At 74.4% G+C, this 21,485-nt stretch carries 14 protein-coding genes; 8 read left to right on the top strand and 6 right to left on the bottom strand.

The window, feature by feature from the left end:
* Positions 1 to 130: 130 nt before the first annotated feature.
* Complete coding sequence (gene pcrA, locus ACH5A8_RS19075) at positions 131 to 2,656, top strand: DNA helicase PcrA (RefSeq protein WP_399003382.1); 2,526 nt, start codon at positions 131 to 133, stop codon at positions 2,654 to 2,656.
* A gap of 70 nt (positions 2,657 to 2,726) precedes the next feature.
* Here pcrA and ACH5A8_RS19070 read toward each other — a convergent pair whose 3' ends face one another.
* Both ACH5A8_RS19070 and ACH5A8_RS19065 read right to left on the bottom strand, forming a co-directional pair.
* Positions 2,727 to 4,292, bottom strand: coding sequence for a M23 family metallopeptidase (locus ACH5A8_RS19070; RefSeq protein WP_399003380.1), 1,566 nt, complete (start codon positions 4,290 to 4,292; stop codon positions 2,727 to 2,729).
* 191 nt (positions 4,293 to 4,483) lie between these two features.
* Positions 4,484 to 5,356, bottom strand: a complete 873-nt coding sequence (locus tag ACH5A8_RS19065; RefSeq protein WP_399003378.1) for an esterase/lipase family protein — start codon at positions 5,354 to 5,356, stop codon at positions 4,484 to 4,486.
* A 557-nt stretch (positions 5,357 to 5,913) separates the two neighbouring features.
* On the opposite strand from ACH5A8_RS19065, the gene ACH5A8_RS19060 reads away from it, so the two are divergent.
* Positions 5,914 to 6,330, top strand: coding sequence for a cobalamin B12-binding domain-containing protein (locus ACH5A8_RS19060; RefSeq protein WP_399003376.1), 417 nt, complete (start codon positions 5,914 to 5,916; stop codon positions 6,328 to 6,330).
* A gap of 71 nt (positions 6,331 to 6,401) precedes the next feature.
* Here ACH5A8_RS19060 and ACH5A8_RS19055 read toward each other — a convergent pair whose 3' ends face one another.
* Together ACH5A8_RS19055 and ACH5A8_RS19050 are read right to left on the bottom strand one after the other, a co-directional pair.
* On the bottom strand, positions 6,402 to 8,045 hold the full coding sequence (locus ACH5A8_RS19055; protein ID WP_399003374.1) for a DUF5691 domain-containing protein: 1,644 nt from the start codon (positions 8,043 to 8,045) through the stop codon (positions 6,402 to 6,404).
* A gap of 258 nt (positions 8,046 to 8,303) precedes the next feature.
* Entirely contained in the window at positions 8,304 to 9,653 is a 1,350-nt protein-coding gene (locus tag ACH5A8_RS19050; RefSeq protein WP_399003372.1) for an SWIM zinc finger family protein, read from the bottom strand.
* Positions 9,654 to 9,786: 133 nt separating this feature from the next.
* On the opposite strand from ACH5A8_RS19050, the gene ACH5A8_RS19045 reads away from it, so the two are divergent.
* The 5 genes from ACH5A8_RS19045 to sucD all read left to right on the top strand — a co-directional run bounded on the left by ACH5A8_RS19045 (position 9,787) and on the right by sucD (position 17,183).
* Complete coding sequence (locus ACH5A8_RS19045; RefSeq protein ID WP_399003370.1) at positions 9,787 to 11,010, top strand: AAA family ATPase; 1,224 nt, start codon at positions 9,787 to 9,789, stop codon at positions 11,008 to 11,010.
* A gap of 151 nt (positions 11,011 to 11,161) precedes the next feature.
* Entirely contained in the window at positions 11,162 to 13,513 is a 2,352-nt protein-coding gene (locus tag ACH5A8_RS19040; protein WP_399003368.1) for a DUF5682 family protein, read from the top strand.
* Complete coding sequence (locus tag ACH5A8_RS19035; RefSeq protein WP_399003366.1) at positions 13,510 to 14,664, top strand: VWA domain-containing protein; 1,155 nt, start codon at positions 13,510 to 13,512, stop codon at positions 14,662 to 14,664. The genes ACH5A8_RS19040 and ACH5A8_RS19035 overlap by 4 nt, the downstream gene beginning before the upstream one ends.
* Positions 14,665 to 15,088: 424 nt before the next feature.
* Positions 15,089 to 16,270 carry an ADP-forming succinate--CoA ligase subunit beta gene (gene sucC / locus ACH5A8_RS19030; RefSeq protein WP_399003364.1) on the top strand — a complete coding sequence of 394 codons (1,182 nt, stop codon included), beginning with the start codon at positions 15,089 to 15,091 and terminating at the stop codon, positions 16,268 to 16,270.
* Between the two features lie 28 nt (positions 16,271 to 16,298).
* Positions 16,299 to 17,183, top strand: a complete 885-nt coding sequence (gene sucD / locus ACH5A8_RS19025) for a succinate--CoA ligase subunit alpha (protein ID WP_399003362.1) — start codon at positions 16,299 to 16,301, stop codon at positions 17,181 to 17,183.
* 148 nt (positions 17,184 to 17,331) lie between these two features.
* On the opposite strand, the gene ACH5A8_RS19020 is transcribed toward sucD, so the two are convergent.
* Positions 17,332 to 18,600, bottom strand: coding sequence for a sigma factor-like helix-turn-helix DNA-binding protein (locus ACH5A8_RS19020; protein ID WP_399003360.1), 1,269 nt, complete (start codon positions 18,598 to 18,600; stop codon positions 17,332 to 17,334).
* A 96-nt stretch (positions 18,601 to 18,696) separates the two neighbouring features.
* Between ACH5A8_RS19020 and ACH5A8_RS19015 the strand changes: the two genes are divergently transcribed.
* On the top strand, positions 18,697 to 20,502 hold the full coding sequence (locus ACH5A8_RS19015; RefSeq protein ID WP_399003358.1) for a DUF6350 family protein: 1,806 nt from the start codon (positions 18,697 to 18,699) through the stop codon (positions 20,500 to 20,502).
* A gap of 44 nt (positions 20,503 to 20,546) precedes the next feature.
* On the opposite strand, the gene ACH5A8_RS19010 is transcribed toward ACH5A8_RS19015, so the two are convergent.
* Positions 20,547 to 21,362, bottom strand: a complete 816-nt coding sequence (locus ACH5A8_RS19010; RefSeq protein WP_399003356.1) for a hypothetical protein — start codon at positions 21,360 to 21,362, stop codon at positions 20,547 to 20,549.
* Between the last annotated feature and the right edge of the window lie 123 nt (positions 21,363 to 21,485).

The following is a 21,485-nucleotide window of genomic DNA, read 5'->3' as shown; positions in this document are numbered from 1 at the left end:
CGCCCGGTGAGCGGCTGGTCCGGGCCGCGCGGCTCCGCGGGCGGTGGCTGGCCCGGTCCACTCGGCGCCGTGGGGGGATCGGCCGATCCGGCCCCGGGTTGTCGGTGGGGAGCCCTAGACTCGTAGAGCGATGAGCAGCCTCTTTGACGACAGCTTCCTGGCGGACCTCCAGACCCCGCGGGGCCATGGGGAAGAACCTCCGCCGCCGCCCGAGGACGATCACGCTCCGGAGCCCGTTCCGGACGATCTGTTCGGCGGGAAGTTCGACGTGCCGCCGGACCCGGCCTCCTACCGCCCGGATCCCCACGACCCCGACGGGTACGGGCGGGACGCCTACTACCGCGACGGAGCCCCCCGGCCCGTCCTCGACCCGGCCGCGCTCCTGGAGGGGCTGAACGAGAACCAGCGCGCCGCCGTCGTCCACGCGGACTCCCCGCTGCTCATCGTGGCCGGCGCCGGCTCCGGCAAGACCCGCGTGCTCACGCACCGCATCGCCCACCTGCTGGCGGAGCGGGGCGTCCACCCGGGCCAGATCCTCGCGATCACCTTCACCAACAAGGCCGCCGGGGAGATGAAGGAGCGCGTCGAACAACTGGTCGGCCCGCGGGCCAACGCGATGTGGGTGATGACCTTCCACAGCGCGTGCGTGCGCATCCTGCGCCGCGAGAGCAAGCGCCTCGGCTTCACGTCCTCCTTCTCGATCTACGACGCCGCCGACTCCAAGCGCCTGATGGCCCTGGTCTGCCGCGACCTGGACCTCGATCCCAAGCGCTACCCGCCCAAGTCCTTCAGCGCCAAGATCAGCAACCTGAAGAACGAGCTGATCGACGAGGAGGACTTCGCCGCCCAGGCCACCGACGGTTTCGAGAAGACCCTCGCCCAGGCCTACGCGCTCTACCAGTCGCGGCTGCGCGAGGCCAACGCCCTCGACTTCGACGACCTGATCATGACGACGGTCAACCTGCTGCGCGCCTTCCCGGACGTCGCCGAGCACTACCGCCGCCGCTTCCGGCACGTCCTGGTCGACGAGTACCAGGACACCAACCACGCCCAGTACGCCCTGGTGCGCGAGCTCGTCGGCACCGCCGCCCACCCCGCGGACGTCCCGCCGGGCCCGGACGACCTGGGCCCCGCCGAGCTGTGCGTGGTCGGTGACGCCGACCAGTCGATCTACGCCTTCCGTGGCGCCACCATCCGCAACATCCTCCAGTTCGAGGAGGACTACCCGGACGCGACGACGATCCTGCTGGAGCAGAACTACCGCTCCACGCAGACCATCCTGTCCGCCGCCAACGCGGTCATCGAGCGCAACGAGTCGCGCCGCCCGAAGAACCTGTGGACCAACGCCGGCGCCGGCGCCCGCATCACCGGGTACGTCGCCGACACCGAGCACGACGAGGCGCAGTTCGTCGCCGACGAGATAGACCGCCTCACCGACGCGGGCGAGGCCAAGGCCGGCGATGTCGCCGTCTTCTACCGCACCAACGCCCAGTCCCGCGTCTTCGAGGAGATCTTCATCCGCGTCGGCCTGCCCTACAAGGTCGTCGGCGGTGTCCGCTTCTACGAGCGCAAGGAGGTCCGGGACGTCCTCGCCTACCTGCGGGTGCTGGCCAACCCCGAGGACTCCGTGCCGCTGCGCCGCATCCTCAACGTGCCCAAGCGCGGCATCGGCGATCGCGCCGAGGCGATGATCGACGCCCTCGCCCAGCGCGAGAAGATCAGCTTCCCGCAGGCCCTGCGCCGCGTCGACGAGGCGTACGGCATGGCCGCGCGGTCGACGAACGCCGTCAAGCGGTTCAACACGCTGATGGAGGACCTGCGCACCATCGTCGAGTCCGGCGCGGGACCGGCGACCGTGCTGGAGGCCATACTCGAACGCACCGGTTACCTCGCCGAGCTGCAGTCCTCCACCGACCCGCAGGACGAGACCCGCATCGAGAACCTCCAGGAACTCGCCGCGGTCGCCCTGGAGTTCGAGCAGGAGCGCGGGGAGGGCGAGCCGGTCGCGCTGTCCGAGTTCCTGGAGCAGGTCGCCCTGGTCGCCGACTCCGACCAGATCCCCGACGAGGAGGACGGCGACGGCGTCATCACGCTGATGACCCTGCACACCGCCAAGGGCCTGGAGTTCCCGGTCGTCTTCCTCACCGGCATGGAGGACGGCGTCTTCCCGCACATGCGCGCCCTCGGCCAGACCAAGGAGCTGGAGGAGGAGCGCCGGCTGGCCTACGTCGGCATCACGCGCGCGCGGGAGCGGCTGTACCTGACCCGCTCGGCGATGCGCAGCGCGTGGGGGCAGCCCTCGTACAACCCGCCCTCGCGGTTCCTGGAGGAGATCCCGCAGACGCACGTCGACTGGAAGCGGACGGGCGGCTCGGTGTCCGCGCCCTCCGGAGCGGCGTCCGGCGTGGCGGCCTCGCTGTCCTCGTCCCGTTCCCGCTCTTCGGCGTCCGGCGCCTCGGGCTTCGCCACCCGCCGTGCCGCCGACAAGCCGGTGGTGTCCCTCGCCGTCGGCGACCGGGTCACGCATGACCAGTTCGGCCTCGGCACGGTGGTCGCCGTCAAGGGCACGGGCGGCAACGCCGAGGCGACGATCGACTTCGGCGACGCCAAGCCCAAGCGGCTGCTGCTGCGGTACGCGCCGGTGGAGAAGCTGTAGGCCTCAGGCAGACAGCGGTGAGCCCCCGCACGCGGCGGGGGCTCATCCCTCTTCCCGGGACGGACCGGGACTACGCCGGGTCGAGACCGTGGCTGCGCAGCCACGGCAGGGGGTCTATCGGCGACCCGCCCGCGGGCCTGACCTCGAAGTGCAGATGCGGGCCCGTCGAGTTGCCTGAGTTGCCCGAGTACGCGATGGGATCCCCGGCCTTGACCGTCGTTCCGGAGGGAACCCGGTAACTGGAGAGGTGGCAGTACCAGGTCTGGGTGCCGTCCTTCGCGGTGAGGATCAGCATGTTGCCGTAGGCGCTGTTCCACTGCGTGCGGACCGTGCCGTCGGTCGCGGCCATGACCGTGGTCCCGTACGAGACGGGGAAGTCGATGCCGGTGTGCACGGACATCCAGTTCACGCCGGCCTGGCCGAAGTAGGCGCTCAGCCCGTGCTGGGTGACCGGCAGGACGAACTTGGGGCGCAGTCGCTCCTTGCGGGCCGCCTCCTCGGCGGCCTTCCTCAGCTCGGCCGCCTGCTGCGCCTTGAGGTCGATGCGCTCCTGCGTACGGCTGGCCCGGTCGGCGAAGTCGTTCGCCCCCGCCGACAGGCCCTGCAGTTGGGTGTCCAGCTTGTTGTTGGCGGTGGCCGGCTGGACCGGGTGCACGTCGGACGCGGACGCCGAGGTGTCGTCACCGTCGTGGCTGAAGGTGCCCACGGAGGCGGCGGCCGCCCCGGCCACGCCCAGCACGCAGACCGAGGGCACGGCCACGGTCAGCAGTGCCGACCGCTTGGCCGGGGAACGGCGGCGGGAACGGCCCGCGCCGCGGCCCGCGGCGCGCGGGGCGGGGAGGGGGACCGGTGTGATCTCCTCCTGGTCCTCCAGCAGGGCGACGGCGGGCAGTTCACCGGTGTCGCCGTGCTCCTGGGACGCCGGGACGTCCGGGGCGGAGCCGGCGTCGTCGTACGGCTGCCGGGGTTCGGGGAACCGGCCGGGTGTGCCGCCCTCGTCGCCGGCCGCGCCGTCGGTGTTCCACTGGGTGGCGTCGTAGGCCCCGGTGTCGAAGGCCTGCGCCTCGAAACCCCCGGTGTCGAAACCCTGGGCGTCGAAGGCCCGCGCCTCGAAGGCCTGCGCCTCGAAGGTCTGGGTGTCGAGGGTCTGGGCGTTCCAGTCCCACTGGCGGGCGCCCTCGTCCGTGGTGTCCGGCCCGTCGGGCTGGAGCCAGGCGCTCGCGTCCCACTGGCCGCTGGTCTCGGTGGGAGCGGACTGCTGCGGCACGTAAGGCAGTTGCTGATACCCGGTGGCCCAGGCCGTCGTGTCGTAGGCGCCGGTGTCGTACGAGGCGTGGTGCTGGGCCGCGTACACGTCGTAGTTCAGCGTCCGGTGGCTGCCCGTGGACCACTGCGCTGTGTCGTAGGCGCCGGTGACCTGGGCGCTCTCGGTCGGGAGGCCGGCGAAGCCGGGGTCGGCGCCGTAGCCCGCCGTGTCGTACGTGCCGGTGTGAAAACCGGTGGCGCCGTACTCGCCGTACGTGGTGAAGTCGCCGTACGCGGCTTCCTGTCCGCCCTCGTACGACGCGTAGGGCGCCGAGGCGTCATCGGAGGCCGGAGCCGGGGCGGGGGACCCCGACGGGTGACGGTCGTTCACCAACTTCTCTTTCGCCTCGACAACAGTGGCTGCCAGAGCAGTGCGGTGACTGTACCCGGCGGTACGCGGGCGCGACAATCTTCGGCCGTCTCCCCCGACGCGGGAAACGGCCGATCGACAGTGTTCCGGCGGGCCGTCGAGACGGCCTTGGCGTTGTGTTCGAGGCGAGGTTCGACCCTGATGGGTCAACGTCAGGCCACGGTCAGGCCGCCGGAGTGCCCTGTGGACGGGTCTCCGGGACGCGCGGTGTCCAGCGCCTGCCGGATGCCGCTCGCGACGGCCGGGTGCACGGGCAGCGCGAGATGGCCGATGCCGCTCACCCGGACGTTCTCCGCCTTCAGGTCGGGGTGCTCGACGCACGCCGACTCCAGCGGGTCCATAAGGTGGTCGAGGTCGCTCCAGAAGCTGACGAAGTACGTACGGCAGCCCGGTGCGGGACGGGACAGTTCCTCGATCAGTTCCGAACCGGGGCGCATCTGGCGCACGATCGGATGGGCGTTGGCCAGCGGTGCCACCCGGGTGCCGGCGTGCGGGGTGCCGAGGGTGACCAGGGTGCGCACCCGCAGGTCACCGCCGAGCCGCTGCACGTAGTAGCGGGCGATCAGCCCGCCCAGGCTGTGCCCGACGACGTCGACCCGCTTGCTTCCGGTGCGCTCGCAGATCTCCTCGATGTGCCGGCCGAGCAGTTCGGCCGCGGTGCGGATGTCGCAGGTCAGCGGCGAGTAGTTGAGGGACTCCATGCGCTGCCGGCCGTGCTGGGCCAGGCTGCGGCGCAGCAGGACGAACACCGAGCGGTTGTCGATGAACCCGTGCAGCAGCACCACGGGGGGCTTGGCCTCCACGGGCAGCTGCTGGGCGGCGGATCCGCCGGGCGCGGGGAGCGGGCAGGCCGGTCCCCGGCGCTCCTGGACGATTCCGGAGGGATAGAGGAGGACGTGTCCCGCGAGGATCGCGAGTTCCAGGGCGGTCGCCTTCAGCAGGCCCAGCGAGAGTCCCGCGATCCTGCTCGGGAGCAGACGCTGACAGAGCGGAAGAATGGGGTCTGCGACGCTGGTGACCTTCATGGCCGACCTCCTGTCGGCACGCGGGAGGACGTCCCTGTCCCCCGTGTGCTCTCGTGGGCGGTCGCGGCGGAGGCGGCCGGGAGGACATGAGCGGGGCACCCGGGGCGGCCCGCCCGGTGCGCGGCGGGCGTGCCGCCGAGCAGCCGGCGCGGCCCCTCGCCGGCGGGGCGTCGGGCATCCCCGCCGCCGTGCCGGATCCGCCCTGTGCGTCCTCCGAGCCCTCGCCGGTGCGCGGCACCGCCACGGCGCGCGGAGTGCTGCGCCGTGGTGCGACGACCTTGTTGCGGCTCCCGTGGAGCCTGTTCCCGTCGGGATTCCCCTGCCGTGGTGGCACGGGGTTCGTGAACCGCTGTGACGGGGAACAGTGCGCGGTGTGGGAGTCCTCCTCGCTCCAGGAGCCCGGAGGAGTGTCCCACCGTGTGATTTGCCCCTCGCTGCGCACCCTGAAACTGCCGGTTGCGGGATGCTGGCGATAACGTTCGTTCACTTCCCCGGACGATGTGGTGCGGGGCGTCCGTCCCGCACGGGGCGGGTGTAGTCGCTTCATGGAGGCAGTGATGGGTGTGGCAGCCGGTCCGATCCGCGTGGTGGTGGCCAAGCCGGGGCTCGACGGCCACGATCGCGGGGCGAAGGTGATCGCGCGGGCGCTGCGCGACGCCGGCATGGAGGTCATCTACACGGGGCTCCACCAGACCCCGGAGCAGATCGTCGACACGGCCATCCAGGAGGACGCCGACGCGATCGGCCTCTCCATCCTCTCCGGCGCGCACAACACGCTGTTCGCCGCCGTGATCGACCTGCTCAGGGAGCGGGACGCCGAGGACATCGTCGTCTTCGGCGGCGGCATCATCCCCGAGGCGGACATCGCGCCGCTCAAGGAGAAGGGCGTCGCGGAGATCTTCACCCCGGGCGCGACCACCCAGTCGATCGTGGACTGGGTCCGCGCCAACGTCCGCGAGCCCGCGGGGGCGTAGCTCCTCCGGCGGCCGCACAGGGGGCTCAGGGCGGGGCCCAGGGCGCGGCCCCCGGGGCCGGCCGCCGAGGCTCAGGGCGCGGGCCGGCCCGCCGGGGCCGGCTCCAGTTCCTCGGCCATGGCGGCGCGCAACCGCAAGGTCGTCACCAGCCGTTGGAACGCCTCCGCCCAGTACCCGCCGGCCCCGGGCGAGGCGTCGTGCGCCTCGTCCGGCACCGCCAGCAGTCCGTCGAGCCGGCTCGCCTGAGCGGGGTCCAGACACCGCTCGGCCAGTCCCATCACTCCACTGAAACTCCATGGGTAACTCCCTGCGTCCCGCGCGATGTTGAGCGCGTCGACCACCGCTCGTCCGAGCGGTGCGGCCCACGGCACCGCGCACACCCCGAGCAGCTGAAACGCCTCGGACAGACCGTGCGCCGCGATGAAGTCGGCGACCCAGTCGGCCCGTTCGGCCGCACCCAGGGTGCCGAGCAGCCGGGCGCGCTCGGCCAGCGACACCGCTCCCGGACCGCCGGCCTCGGGCGCCGCGGGCGCCCCGAGGAGCGCCCGCGCCCACCGCGCGTCCCGCTGCCGCACCGCCGCCCGGCACCAGGCGGCGTGCAGCTCGCCCTGCCAGCCGTCCGCGACCGGCAGCGCCACGATCTGGCGCGGTGTGCGCCCGCCCAGCCGCGCCGGCCACGTGCCCAGCGGGGCCGCCTCCAGCAGTTGGCCCAGCCACCACGACCGCTCACCCCGTCCCGTCGGCGCCTTGGGGACGACACCGTCACGCTCCATGCTCGCGTCGCACTCGTGCGGGGCCTCGACGGCGATGGTCGGCGTGCCGAGGGTGTGGTCGACGGCGACGCACGCGGCGGCCCGCCCGGCCATCCGCGCGGCCAGCGCCGAACCGGGCAGTGCCGACAGCAACTCCGCGGCCGTCGCCCGCACATTGCGGCTGCGGTCGGCGAGGGCCTGTTCCAGGAACGGCTCGTCGTCCGGCCCGAGGCCGCCGCGCAGCGAGTCGAGGAACATCAGGCGGTCCTCGGCGCGCTCGGTCGCCCAGGTGGAGGCGAGCAGCTCGCGGGCCGCCGCCGGCTCGCGCTCGCGGATCGCCGCCAGGAGGGCCACCCGCTCGGCGAACAGACCCTCCTCCCACAGCCGCCGGACCCGGTCCGCCTCCTCGGGGCCGGGCAGTGCGGAACCGCCGCCGGGAGCCGCCCGCAGGGCGAACCGCCAGTCCGGGTTCAGCCGCGCCAGCCACAGCGCGCGGGGGCCCGCGAAGGCCAGCACGGCCGACCGCAGATCCGTGCGCCCGCGGGCGGCGTCCAGCAGCGCGGGCAGTGCCTGAGGGGGCGCCGCGTAGCCGCGCGCGCCGGCCGCCGCCAGCCACTGGGGCAGCAGCTCCATCAGGTCGGGCGCCGTGCCCCTGCGCCCGCCGCCCGCCGCTCCGGGCCGGTCCGCCAGCAGCATGGTGAGCCGGCGGGCCGCCGCCGCGGGCAGCGGCGGACGCGGGTCCTCGGGCGCGGGCCTCGGACGCGGGGCGGCCGGCGCCGGACACAGTCCGGCCCGCCGCCGCACCGTCTCCACGGCCGCCTCGTCCAGCAGCGCCGTCGGCGCCTGCCGGCCCGCGGCGCCGCCCGGGGGCGTACGACGGTCCGTGCCGAGCAGGGCGGCGGTGACCAGCTCCTCCCAGGCGCCCGGTGCGGGCGCCTCCACCGGGGCGGAGGTCTCGATCATGAGCTTCCCTTCGGTTGCCGGGTGCCTGAGGGTGGTCGGAGGGTCACCCGCGCCGGGTTTCCCATGGGGCGGAACAAATGCGTGAAACCGGTGAGTAGGGGTGGACGGATGTGGCGTGGTCCTCGCCGGTGTGCGCCTTTCGGGTGAGGCTTTCCCGCCGGACGCCGGGGCCGCCCCGCCCACCCCCGTGACGTCACTCCAATGCCGGACACACGCACCCCGCGACCAGCGAGAATATCGCCCTGGGTATGTGATGTGTCAGCGGAGAGTGACCATCTCGTCCTCCTCCGGCCGCCAGGCCGTCAAGGGGGTGAAGCCGCGGTGGCCGCACTCGCCGAACACCGTGAGGGGAGCGCCGCCCGACAGCGCCACCAGCCGCCACAGCCCCGGGCGGGCACGGGCCGCCGCGGTGATCGGCAGCGCGTCGTCCGAGCCGGCGTCGGCCAGCTGCCAGGAGTCGCCGTCGGGCACCGGTATCACCTCCCGCAGCGTCACCGGAACGGCCTCCAGCCACGGGTCCTCGCGCAGCGCGTCGCCGTAGCGCGCCGCCGCCCGCGCGGGCGGCACGCCGGACGGACGGGCCCCGCCCGGCGCGGGAGGCGCGAACCGCTCGCCGAGGGCCACGCGCGGCCGGCCGTCGCCCGGATACGCGGTCACCTCCGCGTCCAGCGTCAGCCCGACCGGCAGCGTCGGCTCAGGGGCTCGGCCGGCGGCACCGTGGGAGAGCAGCAGGACCGTGCGGCCGCAGTCGGCGCCGTACAGCCAGATGCGGCGCGTGGTCAGCTTCGCGTCCGCCGTGTCGTACTGGGCGAGGACGAGCCAGCGGTCACGCAGCGGCGGGCCGTCCACGGCGGTGGGCAGGCCGACGCGGGAGCGGACCGTCGCCGCCAGCCCCTCCGGCAGCCGCTCGCGGCGCAGCCAGCCCTGGTCCAGCAGGTGCAGCAGCGCGCACTCCTCCAGCAGGCGCACCGGCCAGCCCGGACCGGACGACGCGATCGCCCCCAGCTCCCGCACCCGGGCCGCCAGACCCGGGGCCTGCGCGTCGACCATGCGGGCCGCCGTCTCCTCCCACAGCCCGTACCCCGCCTGCTCGGCCGCGGCCAGGCCGCCGCGCAGCAGGTCGGCCAGGCGCTGCTCCAGCTCCGTCGCCCCCGCCGTGACCCGCTCGGCCCGGCGCTCCGCCCGCCGCCGCGCCGCCCGCGGGTCCGCGGCGCCGGCGCTCTCCGCCGCCCCGGCCGGCCGGTCGCCCGCCCGCCCGCGCCGGCCCGCCAGCCACCGCTCGGCCCAGTCCGGCGCCCGCCCCGCCGGCACCGCGCCCTCGTCGCCCGCCCACAGCAACAGCAGCCCGAGCGCGTGCTTGCACGGGAACTTGCGGCTAGGACAACTGCACTCGTACGCCGGCCCGGCTCCGTCCGCGAGGTCGACGACCGTCCGGTACGGCAGGCTGCCGCCGCCCTTGCACAGCCCCCACACCGCCCCCTCGACCGAACTCCCCGCCTCCGACCACGGCCCGGCCGTGCCGAGTCCGCTCCCCGCCTCGCGTGACGCGTCGTCGGGCGCCAGGGCCAGCACCTGGTCCGCGGTCGGACGCACCCCCTGCTGTGTCATGCCGTCGAAGGTAGGTCCCCCCACTGACAATCGGCCCGGCGAGCGCGTTCGCGCAGGTCGGAACGGATTGTCAGTGGTGTGGTGCACGGTGGTCGACAGATCCGAACCGGCCGAGCTGGAGGGGGCCTCAGCCATGTCTGTGTCCGTCGAGTCCGTCGAACCGACGCCCGTCGAACCGAGCCGGAACCATCCCGCGCCCGCGCACACGAGCCATCCGGGGGGCACGGAGGACCCGGAGCGCACGGAGAGCGCGGAGCGCGTGGAGCGGCCCCCGGGCGCCGAGGCGCTGCGACCGCATGCCGAGACCGCCTTCGCCGCCGAGCTCGCCGCGCTGGCAGCGCAGGACGACCGCCCGCGCCCGGCCCGCTGGAAGCTGTCGCCGTGGGCCGTGGCCACCTACCTCCTCGGCGGCACACTGCCGGACGGCACCGTCATCACGCCGAAGTACATCGGCCCGCGCCGCATCGTCGAGGTCGCCGTCACCACCCTGGCCACCGACCGCGCCCTGCTCCTGCTCGGCGTGCCCGGCACGGCGAAGACCTGGGTGTCCGAGCACCTCGCCGCGGCCGTCAGCGGCGACTCGACGCTGCTGGTCCAGGGCACGGCGGGCACACCGGAGGAGGCCATCCGCTACGGGTGGAACTACGCACGGCTGCTCGCGCACGGCCCGAGCCGCGACGCCCTCGTGCCCAGCCCGGTCATGCGGGCCATGGCGCAGGGCATGACCGCCCGGGTCGAGGAGCTGACCCGCGTCCCGGCCGACGTACAGGACACCCTCATCACGATCCTGTCGGAGAAGACCCTGCCGATACCGGAACTGGGCCAGGAGGTGCAGGCGGTCCGCGGCTTCAACCTGATCGCCACCGCCAACGACCGCGACCGCGGGGTGAACGACCTGTCCAGCGCCCTGCGCCGGCGTTTCAACACGGTGGTGCTGCCGCTGCCGGAGACAGCCGAGGCCGAGGTCGACATCGTCTCGCGCCGCGTCGGCCAGATCGGCCGCTCCCTGGACCTGCCGGCCGTGCCGGACGGCATCGACGAGATCCGCCGGGTCGTGACCGTCTTCCGGGAGCTGCGCGACGGCGTCACCGCGGACGGCCGGACGAAGCTGAAGTCGCCCAGCGGCACGCTCTCCACCGCCGAGGCGATCTCGGTGGTCACGGGCGGCCTGGCGCTGGCCGCCCACTTCGGCGACGGCGTACTGCGGGCCGGTGACGTCGCCGCGGGCATCCTCGGCGCCGTCGTCCGCGACCCGGCCGCCGACCGCGTCGTCTGGCAGGAGTACCTGGAGACGGTGGTCCGCGAACGCGACGGCTGGAAGGACTTCTACCGCGCCTGCCGGGAGGTGAGCGCGTGACCGGCCACGGTGCTCACGGCGGGACCTCGCCGCGCCCGGCGCGGGCGCGACGGCCGGTGCCGAGCGGCGCGGTGCGGGCCCGGCCCGACGACGACCCCAGCTGGACGGGCGGGCGCGGCGGACGACGCGGACGGCGCGCGAGGGGGACCGCGTGACAGGGGCTGAGACGACGCGCGGCCGGGGGCCCGGAGCGACGCCGCTGCTCCTCGGGGTGCGGCACCACGGGCCGGGCTCGGCGCGGGCGGTGCGGGCCGCGCTGGAGGCGGCCCGGCCCCAGGCGGTCCTGATCGAGGGCCCGCCCGAGGCCGACGCGCTGATCCCGCTCGCCCTGGACGAGGGGATGCGGCCGCCGGTCGCCCTCCTCGCCCACGCCGTGGACGACCCGGGGCGCTCCGCGTTCTGGCCGCTGGCCGCGTTCTCCCCGGAATGGGTCGCCGTCCGCTGGGCCCTGGAGCACGGCGTCCCGGCCCGCTTCGTCGACCTCCCGGCCGCGCACACGCTGGCCTGGCAGAGGGACGACGAGGACTCCCCGCGAGAGGGCGCCGGCGAGCCCCCGGACCGCGCGCGACCCGCCGGCTCCGATGTACGCGTCGACCCGCTCGCCGTGCTCGCCGACGCCGCCGGCCACGACGACCCCGAGCGCTGGTGGGAGGACGTCGTCGAGCACCGGGGAAGCGGGGAGAGGGACCCGTTCGCCCCGTTCCTGGCACTGGAGGAGGCCATGGGCGCGCTGCGGGAGGAGTACGGGAGCGGGGGCCACGAACGGGACCTCGTGCGCGAGGCCCACATGCGTCTCCAGGTCCGCGCGGCACAGCGCGAGTTCGGGAAGGGCGTCGCCGTGGTGTGCGGGGCGTGGCACGTGCCCGCGCTGCGGCGCAGGACCACCGTCGCCGCCGACCGGGCCCTGCTCAAGGGCCTGCCCAAGGTCAGGACGGACATGACGTGGGTGCCGTGGACGCACCGCCGGCTGTCACGGGCCGGCGGCTACGGCGCGGGCATCGACTCGCCGGGCTGGTACGCCCACCTGTTCGAGGTGCCGGACCGGCCGGTCGAGCGGTGGCTGACCAGGGTGGCCGGACTGCTGCGCGAGGAGGACCGGATGGTGTCCTCCGCGCACGTCATCGAGGCGGTGCGGCTGGCGGAGACGCTCGCGGCGATGCGCGGCCGCCCGCTGCCCGGACTGAGCGAGACGACGGACGCGGTGCGCGCGGTGATGTGCGAGGGCTCGGACGTGCCGCAGGCACTGGTGCACGACCGTCTGGTGGTCGGGGACGTCCTGGGCGAGGTGCCCGCGACGGCGCCCGCCGTGCCGTTGCAGCGCGACCTCACCCGGCTCCAGCGACGGCTGCGACTGAGACCGGAGGCGCCGGAACGGGAGCTGGAACTCGACCTGCGCAAGGAGACCGACGCCGAGCGGAGCCGGCTGCTGCACCGGCTGCGGCTGCTCGGCGTCGGTTGGGGCGAGCCGGCCGCCTCGCGGGGCGGCACGGGCACGTTCCGTGAGACGTGGCGGCTGCGCTGGGAACCGGAGCTGTCGGTGCGGGTCGCCGAGGCCGGGGTGTGGGGGACCACCGTGCACTCCGCCGCGAACGCCAGGGCGGAGGCGGACGCGACCGGCGCGCGGGCGCTCGCCGAGGTCACCGCGCTCGCCGAGCACTGCCTGCTCGCGGGCCTCTCCGCGGCCCTGCCCGCGGTGATGCGCGCGCTCGCCGACCGGGCGGCGCTCGACGCGGACGTCGGCCATCTCGCCCAGGCGCTGCCGGCGCTGGTCCGCTCGCTGCGCTACGGCGACGTCCGAGGCACCGACACCGGGGCGCTGGCCGAGGTCGCCGCGGGCCTGGCCGAGCGGATCTTCGTCGGTCTGCCCCCGGCGTGCGCCGCACTGGACGCGGACGCGGCCGAGGAGATGCGGCGCCACGTGGACGCGGTGCACACGGCGGTGGGCCTGCTGGGCGACACCCCCGCGGCAGACCCCGCCGACCTGCGCGCGCGCTGGTACGCCGTCCTGCGGACCTTGTCGGGACGGGACACGGCGCCCGGTGTGATCCGGGGACGCGCGGTGCGGCTCCTGCTGGACGACGGGGAGATGGAGCAGGAGCGGGCCGCGCGGCTCATGGGGCTAGCGCTGTCCCCGGGCACGCCCCCGCAGGACGCGGCGGCCTGGATCGAGGGATTCGTCGGCGGCGGAGGCGGCGGAATGCTGCTCGTGCACGACGAGCGGCTGCTCGGGCTCGTCGACACCTGGCTGAGCGGGGTGCCGGCGGAGGCGTTCACGGACGTCCTGCCCCTGCTGCGGCGGACCTTCTCGGCGTACGAGCCGGGGGTGCGCCGGACACTCGGCGAGCTGGTCCGGCGCGGCCCCGGGCAGGGCGGCGGCGCGGCCGGGGCGGTGGCGGCCGGTGCTCCCGGCTTCGGCCCCGGCCTCGACCGGGATCGCGCGGACGCCGTGGTCCCGGTGGTCCGGCTGCTGCTGGGCCTGGACGACACGGAGGCGGCGGCATGACGGACGAGGCGGCGCGGGAGCGGCTCAGGCGCTGGCGGCTCGTGCTCGGCGGGGACGGCGCCGACGGCACCGGTCACGCGCTCTCGGGCAGGGACGCGGCCATGGACGGGGCGCTCACCGCGCTCTACGGCACGGGCGACGGCAAGCGGGCCGGGACGAGCCGCTCGGCGGGGCTCGGGGCCTCGGCGCCCTCGGTGGCGCGCTGGCTCGGCGACATACGCACGTACTTCCCCTCCTCCGTCGTCCAGGTCATGCAGCGCGACGCCATCGACCGGCTGGGGCTGGCCACATTGCTGCTGGAGCCGGAGATGCTGGCCGCGGTGGAGGCGGACGTGCACCTCGTCGGCACGTTGCTCTCGCTGAACAAGGCGATGCCGGAGACGACGAAGGAGACGGCGCGTGCGGTGGTGCGCAAGGTGGTCGAGGACCTGGAGAAGCGCCTCGCGAGCCGCACCCGGGCCACCCTGACCGGCGCCCTCGACCGCAGCGCCCGCGTCAGCAGGCCCCGGCACCACGACATCGACTGGAACCGCACGATCGCGGCCAACCTCAAGCACTATCTGCCCGAGTACCGCACGGTCGTGCCGGAGCGGCTCATCGGCCACGGACGGGCGTCCCGGTCCGTGAAGAAGGAGGTCGTGCTCTGCGTCGACCAGTCCGGGTCGATGGCGGCGTCCGTCGTGTACGCCTCCGTGTTCGGGGCGGTGCTGGCGTCGATGCGGTCGATCAGCACCCGGCTGGTCGTGTTCGACACGGCGGTCGTCGACCTCACCGACCAGCTCGACGACCCGGTCGACGTGCTCTTCGGCACCCGACTGGGCGGCGGCACGGACATCAACCGGGCGCTGGCGTACTGCCAGTCGCGGATCACCCGGCCGACGGAGACGGTGGTCGTGCTGATCAGCGACCTGTACGAGGGAGGCATACGCGACGAGATGCTCAAGCGGGTCGCGACGATGCAGGCGTCGGGAGTGCGGTTCGTGACGCTGCTCGCGCTCTCCGACGAGGGCGCGCCCGCCTACGACCGGGAGCACGCCGCCGCGCTGGCCGCGCTCGGGGCGCCCGCGTTCGCCTGCACCCCCGACCTGTTCCCGGAGGTGATGGCGGCGGCGATCGAGAAGCGCCCGCTGCCGGTGCCCGACACCGTGTGATCGCGCGGCCCGCCCGGGTATCCGTACGATTCCGCGGGACCGGTGGGCCCGGATGGCCGAAAGCCGTCGGTTCGTCCGGCCGCCCGCCCGGAACCCCGCGGAAGGGCCGCTGGTCCCCATCGGGGTGGGAATCAGCGGTCCGGGACCGTTCCAGGGGTCTCACCGGGTCGACCCCAGCCCGGTGAGGCCCCGCGGGAGCGGCACGCCGTGCCAGGAAGCGCGGCATCATGTGACAGGTATCACCGCTCAGGTGTGACCCCGGATTTAGGGCGCCCCCGCGAGCGGAGATAACCTGCGAGATGGACATGCCGCGCGCTCGGACACCGTGTGCGCCTCCCTTGTGACACAGCGGACGTCACGTTGCCCTTCGCGGCACGCCCACGCATCCAACGAACCGCGAGATCACTGATAGGGACGGAAGCGCGTGGACCTGTTCGAGTACCAGGCGAGGGACCTCTTCGCCAAGCACGGTGTACCGGTGCTGGCCGGTGAAGTCATCGACACGCCTGAGGCGGCGCGCGAGATCACCGAGCGGCTGGGCGGCAAGTCGGTCGTCAAGGCCCAGGTGAAGGTCGGTGGTCGTGGCAAGGCCGGCGGTGTGAAGCTCGCCGCCACCCCGGACGAGGCCGTCGCCCGTTCGACGGACATCCTCGGCATGGACATCAAGGGCCACACGGTCCACAAGGTCATGATCGCCGAGACGGCCCCGGAGATCGTCGAGGAGTACTACGTCTCCTTCCTCCTCGACCGTGCGAACCGCACCTTCCTCTCCATCGCCTCCGTCGAGGGCGGCATGGAGATCGAGGAGGTCGCGGCCACCCGTCCCGAGGCCGTCGCGAAGACCCCGATCGACGCCATCGACGGTGTGACCCTGGAGAAGGCCCGCGAGATCGTCGCCGCCGCCAAGTTCCCGGCCGAGGTCGCGGACAAGGTCGCCGACGTCCTGGTCACGCTGTGGGACACCTTCATCAAGGAGGACGCCCTCCTGGTCGAGGTCAACCCGCTGGCCAAGGTCGCCTCCGGCGAGGTCATCGCCCTCGACGGCAAGGTCTCCCTGGACGACAACGCCGAGTTCCGTCACCCCGACTTCGAGGAGCTCCACGACAAGGCCGCCGCCAACCCGCTCGAGGCGGCAGCCAAGGAGAAGAACCTCAACTACGTCAAGCTCGACGGCGAGGTCGGCATCATCGGCAACGGCGCCGGCCTGGTCATGTCGACCCTGGACGTCGTCGCGTACGCCGGTGAGAAGCACGGCAATGTGAAGCCCGCCAACTTCCTGGACATCGGCGGTGGCGCCTCCGCCCAGGTGATGGCCAACGGCCTGGAGATCATCCTCGGCGACCCGGACGTCAAGTCCGTGTTCGTCAACGTCTTCGGCGGCATCACCGCCTGTGACGAGGTCGCCAACGGCATCGTCCAGGCCCTCAAGCTCCTCGAGGACCGCGGCGAGAAGGTCGAGAAGCCGCTCGTCGTCCGCCTCGACGGCAACAACGCCGAGCTCGGCCGCAAGATCCTCACCGACGCCAACCACCCGCTGGTCCAGCGCGTCGACACCATGGACGGCGCGGCCGACAAGGCCGCCGAGCTGGCCCACGCCGCCAAGTAAGCACTCAGGACGAGGACACCAACACACCATGGCTATCTGGCTCAACAAGGACAGCAAGGTCATCGTCCAGGGCATGACCGGCGCCACCGGCATGAAGCACACCAAGCTCATGCTCGGCGACGGCACCAACGTCGTGGGCGGCGTGAACCCGCGCAAGGCGGGGCAGACCGTGGACTTCGACGGCACCGAGGTACCCGTCTTCGGCACCGTCAAGGAGGCCATCGAGAAGACCGGCGCCGACGTCTCCGTCATCTTCGTGCCGGAGAAGTTCACCAAGGACGCGGTCGTCGAGGCCATCGACGCCGAGATCCCGCTGGCCGTCGTGATCACCGAGGGCATCGCCGTGCACGACACGGCCGCCTTCTGGGCGTACGCCGGCAAGAAGGGCAACAAGACCCGCATCATCGGCCCGAACTGCCCCGGCATCATCACCCCGGGCCAGTCGAACGTCGGCATCATCCCGGGCGACATCACGAAGCCGGGCCGCATCGGCCTGGTCTCGAAGTCCGGCACGCTGACGTATCAGATGATGTACGAGCTGCGGGACATCGGCTTCTCGACGGCCGTCGGCATCGGTGGCGACCCGATCATCGGCACCACCCACATCGACGCCCTCGCCGCGTTCCAGGCCGACCCCGACACCGACCTGATCGTCATGATCGGCGAGATCGGCGGCGACGCCGAGGAGCGTGCCGCGGCCTACATCAAGGAGAACGTGACCAAGCCGGTCGTCGGCTACGTCGCGGGCTTCACCGCGCCCGAGGGCAAGACGATGGGCCACGCCGGCGCCATCGTCTCCGGCTCCTCCGGCACGGCCCAGGCCAAGAAGGAGGCCCTGGAGGCCGCGGGCGTCAAGGTCGGCAAGACCCCGACCGAGACGGCCAAGCTCGCCCGCGAGATCCTCGCCGGCTGAACCGGCCGGGCAGTACCTGCCCGACGCGACATCGGTGGGCCCGCTCCCCGGCATGGGGGGGCGGGCCCACCGGCGTGTCCGGGCGGGGAGGCCGGCCGGGGGACGCGGACCGGCCGGGGAGGGACGGCCGCGGGCCGGTCGGGCGGTGTCAGCGGGCCTCGGGCACCGTCCTCTCCCGTCCTCCCGCGACCCGGGCCTTGAGCTCGGCGCGCAGCTTGAGCGCGTCCTGCGACAGAGGGCCGGCCGCCACGCCCTTCGGCGGCAGGCCCTGGACCGCGTGACCGGGGGAGACGGGGGCCAGGTAGTGCGTGGGGGCCGTGCGGAGGGTGAGCGCCGTCGCGCCCATGATGGTGACCGTGAAGGCGATCGCGGACCGGGTCCAGAAGCGGGTGCTGCGTTCCCCGGCGGTCCGCACGTCCGCCGGAGCGGAGACCGAGGCGGACACCGACGCGGACGCCGGCGCGCTCGCCGCCTTCCAGGAGGGTCCCGGCCCAGGCGCCGGACCGGCGGCCGGCCGTGCCGACGGCCCGCCGGCCGTGCCGCCGAAGGCCCCCGCCGACGCCTCGCCCGCGCCGCCGGACGCCCCCGGCCGCGCCGGGCTCCCCGTCGCGGCCAGGTGGCCCGCCGAGGCCAGCCTGACCAGGCGGCGGTGGAGTTCCGCCGGGTCCGCGAGCTCGGGCAGGTCGGCGGCGACGGCCTCCCGGGCGTGCATCAGGCGGTTCGCCGCCGCCGGGGTGCTCGCCTCCGTCTCCGCCGCCGTCTCCGGCAGATCGAGGCCGACGCCGTCGTAGAGCACCAGGGTGCGGCGGTACGACGGCGGCAGCCGCAGCAGCGCGTCCTGCAGGGCACGGTCGGCGGGGTCGGGCGGCGGGTCGGGCAGGCGGTCGCGCCGGCGGAGCCGGTGCCAGGGGGAGAGCGCGCACTCGTACGCGGCCGCCCGCACCCAGCCCGCCGGGTCCCGGTCGTGGGCCACCTCGGGCCAGCGCTGCCAGGCCATGTGGAAGGCCGCCTCCACGGCGGCACGCGCGCGTTCGTGACGGCCGGTCAGGAGGTAGGCCTGCCGTACGAGGGCGGGGGCGCAGAAGGCGTAGAGCGCGTCGAAGGCTTGAGCGGGCGTCAGCGTGCGCTCGTCCTCGCCGCCCGCCTTTCCCGCCGTCCCGGCGTCCGCGTCCCTGCGCGCCCACCTCGCCGTCCTGGCTACTGCTTCCCTTGCCGTCGCGACCCCCGCCGCCCCTGCCTCCTCGGCTCCCGCCGCCCCCGCCGACGTCCCCTCCGCCCGCCTCCGGGTGTCCGTGTCCGTCGCTCCTGCGGTCTGAGTGCGTGTCAGGGCCGGTACCGGTACCGCGCAGGCGGTACGGCCTGGGGTGGTGCTGCCCTCCACGGGCTGCGGCAACGACCTGGCTTGACGATCCGTCATGATGCGTCCCTCCGCATGAATAGGCACATAAACGTATATTGAGCGACACTTCGGAGGTTCGCCTGTTGCGCCGGGAAAGCGTGTGACGTTGGGAGCATGGCGGACGTGATCCAGACGACCCATCGCCGTCCGCCGCTGGCCCACCTGCGCACCCGCGTGCGGGACCGATCGCCTGGGCTCGGCGCGGGCTTCCTCGGCGGCGTGGTCGCGGCGGGCCTCGGGCTCGGCTCGTCCGCCGTGCTCGTCATCGTGCTGTGGATCAGCTCGCCCTACCCCGACAGCGGGCCGAGCGGCGCGCTGCACGTCGCCGCCGCGCTGTGGCTGCTCGCCCACGGCGCCGAACTGCTGCGCACCGGCACGCTCACCGGGGCGCCCACCCCCATCGGAGTGACCCCGCTGCTGCTGCTCGCGCTGCCCGTGCTGCTGGTGCACCGGGCGGCGCGGGACGCCACCGACGGCAGCGACGGCGGCCCGCTGCTGCCCCAGCGCACCGCCTGGGCGGGCGTGGTGCTCGGCTACCTCTCCGTCGCCTGCGCGGCCTCGGTGTACGCGGCCGGCGGCCCGCTGCGACCCTCGTGGCCGTGGACCGTCCTGTGGGTGCCGCTGGTCGCGGTGGCGGCGGCGGGCAGCGGCGTCTGGGCGGCGTACGGCTGTCCGCGCGCCCCGCTGGACCGCGCGCTGACCCGGCTGTCGCTGTCGCCGGGGGTACGGCGCCTGCTCCTCGGGCCGGGTCCACGGGCCCGCCTCGGCGCCTCCGCGCGGGCGGCGGGAGCCGGGGCGGTGGTGTTCGTCGGGGGCGGCGCGCTGGTGCTCGGGGTGTCGCTGGTGTGGCACGGCGGTGCGGCCCAGGCGGGCTTCCTGAAACTGACGGAGGGCTGGTCGGGGCGGTTCGCCGTGCTGCTGCTGTGCCTGGCGCTGCTGCCGAACGCGGTGCTGTGGGCGGCGGCCTACGCCCTCGGGCCCGGCTTCGTGCTCGGTCCGGGGCACGCCGACCCGTTCTCGTCGGCGCCACTGCCGTCGCTGCCACCGTTCCCGCTGCTCGCGGCGGTCCCGGACGCGGGGCCGGGAACCCCGCTGAACTGGGCGGCCACGGCGGTGCCCGCGGCGGCCGGGCTGACGGTCGGGTGGTTCGTCGCGGGTGCGGCGGTCCGGGACGAGCGCGGCGCCGGAGGCGCGGGCGCGGTGCGGGCGTGGTCGTGGCGGCGGACCGTGGGCGGGGCCGGGCTGGCCTGTCTGCTGTGCGCGCTCGGGCTCGGAGCGGGCGCGCAGCTGGCGGGCGGCCCGCTGGGCGACGCCGCCCTCGCCCGGTTCGGGCCGGCGGGATGGCAGGTGGCCGGGGCCGCACTGCTGTGGACGGCGGTCGCGGCCGTGCCGACGGCGGTGACGGTACGGGCCTGGCGCTGCCGGGGACACCGGGCGCAGATCGACGACGGGACCCCCTGGCGGATCGGGCGGCCCCGACCGGGCGGCGGAACCGACCGGGCGGCACAGGCGGCCCAGAAGGCGAAGGCGGCCCAGGCGGTGGACGCCGGCCGCAGGCCCCTGCCCGACCACCACTACGACGCGACCCTCGAACCGTACGACGTGCTCCCGCTGGACCCGTCGGCGTCCGAGCCCGCCGGAGCGACCCCGTGGCCGGACACCGGCACCGTCACCAGCACCACCAGCGCCGCCACCGACGGCGGTCACCGCCCCCACCGGCCCGCGCCCGACCAGCCGACCACCTCCTCGACGAGCCTCACGAACCCCGCAGCCCCGGCGAAGCACCCGGAGCCGAACCGCTCCGCGAGGCCCGAAGACCCCCAGAATCCCGAGGACCCCGCCGCGTCGGGGAACCCCGCCGATCCGAAGGGCTTCGCGCAGCCCTCACAGCCCACCCGGTCCGCGGAACCGGCCGAGTGAGTGAGTGCCCCCGGCCGCCCTGGCGACAAGGAGCCCCGGCGTTCTCAGCCGTCGACGCCGAGCACGCCGCGCAGCTCCTGCGGCAGATGCTGGTCGCAGGAGTGCTTCGCCTCGTTGGTGAGGGCGTCGTTCATGCAGGAGTAGTAGTCGCTGTAGACGAACTGCGCGGCGAAGCCCGTGGCGACCAGGACGAGGGCCAGGGAGGCGGTGACCAGGCCGCTGACCGCCGCCGTCGTCTGCGGGCGGCCCTCGGGCGCCGGGGCGTCGGGGCCGGGGCGGCGCGGCTTGGCGCGCAGGGCGCTGACGCCCCAGTACAGGGCGAGCGCGCCGAGCAGCAGGGCGACATAGGGCCAGCTGAAGAGGGCGAAGAAGAAGGCCCACATGCCGGACAGCAGTGCGAACCGCGCACGGCGCTGGGCGGGGTCGGTGGGGTCCCAGCGCATGCCGGAACCGCCACCGGGCTGCTTCTCGGGGGCGCCGCCGGGCCGCTGCGGGCGCTCGCCGAAACCGCCGGAGGACCGGCCGGGCTGGCGGTCGCTCCACTGGCTGCCCCAGGGCGAGCGGCCGTCACCGGAGCCGTCGCCGGTTCCGGGGGCGCCGCCGGAGCCGGATCCGCCGTCCGGGCCGTGCCCGTGACCCGACGGGTGCCGGGGCTGCCAGGGACGGTCGGGGGTGCCCTCCGGGGGCGGAGCGAAGGGGTTGTCGTCCGGAGCGGTGCCCTTGCCCCGGCCGCCCTCGCCGCCGCCGGAGGGCGCGTTCGGCGGCGAGGCGGGACGCTCCCTCAGCAGCACGGCGCCGCGCTCCCCTCCCCGCGTCGTCTGCGGAGGGAGCGTGAGGAGTCGCAGGCTGCGGTCCGGCATCAAGTGAGCGTCTTCCCCTTGTAGTCACGTGTCCCGGAGAGTCCGGTGTCCGGTCCGGTACCCATGGAACGCACGGCGCACCGACTGCGTTCCCGCGCGTTCCCGTACCAGCTCTCCCCAGAC

The sequence above is a fragment of the Streptomyces sp. NPDC018610 genome, assembly GCF_044391765.1.
In the GTDB taxonomy this organism is placed as follows: domain Bacteria; phylum Actinomycetota; class Actinomycetes; order Streptomycetales; family Streptomycetaceae; genus Streptomyces.
Note: the sequence above shows the minus strand (reverse complement) of the source record. Positions and strands in the feature narration are given on the sequence as shown.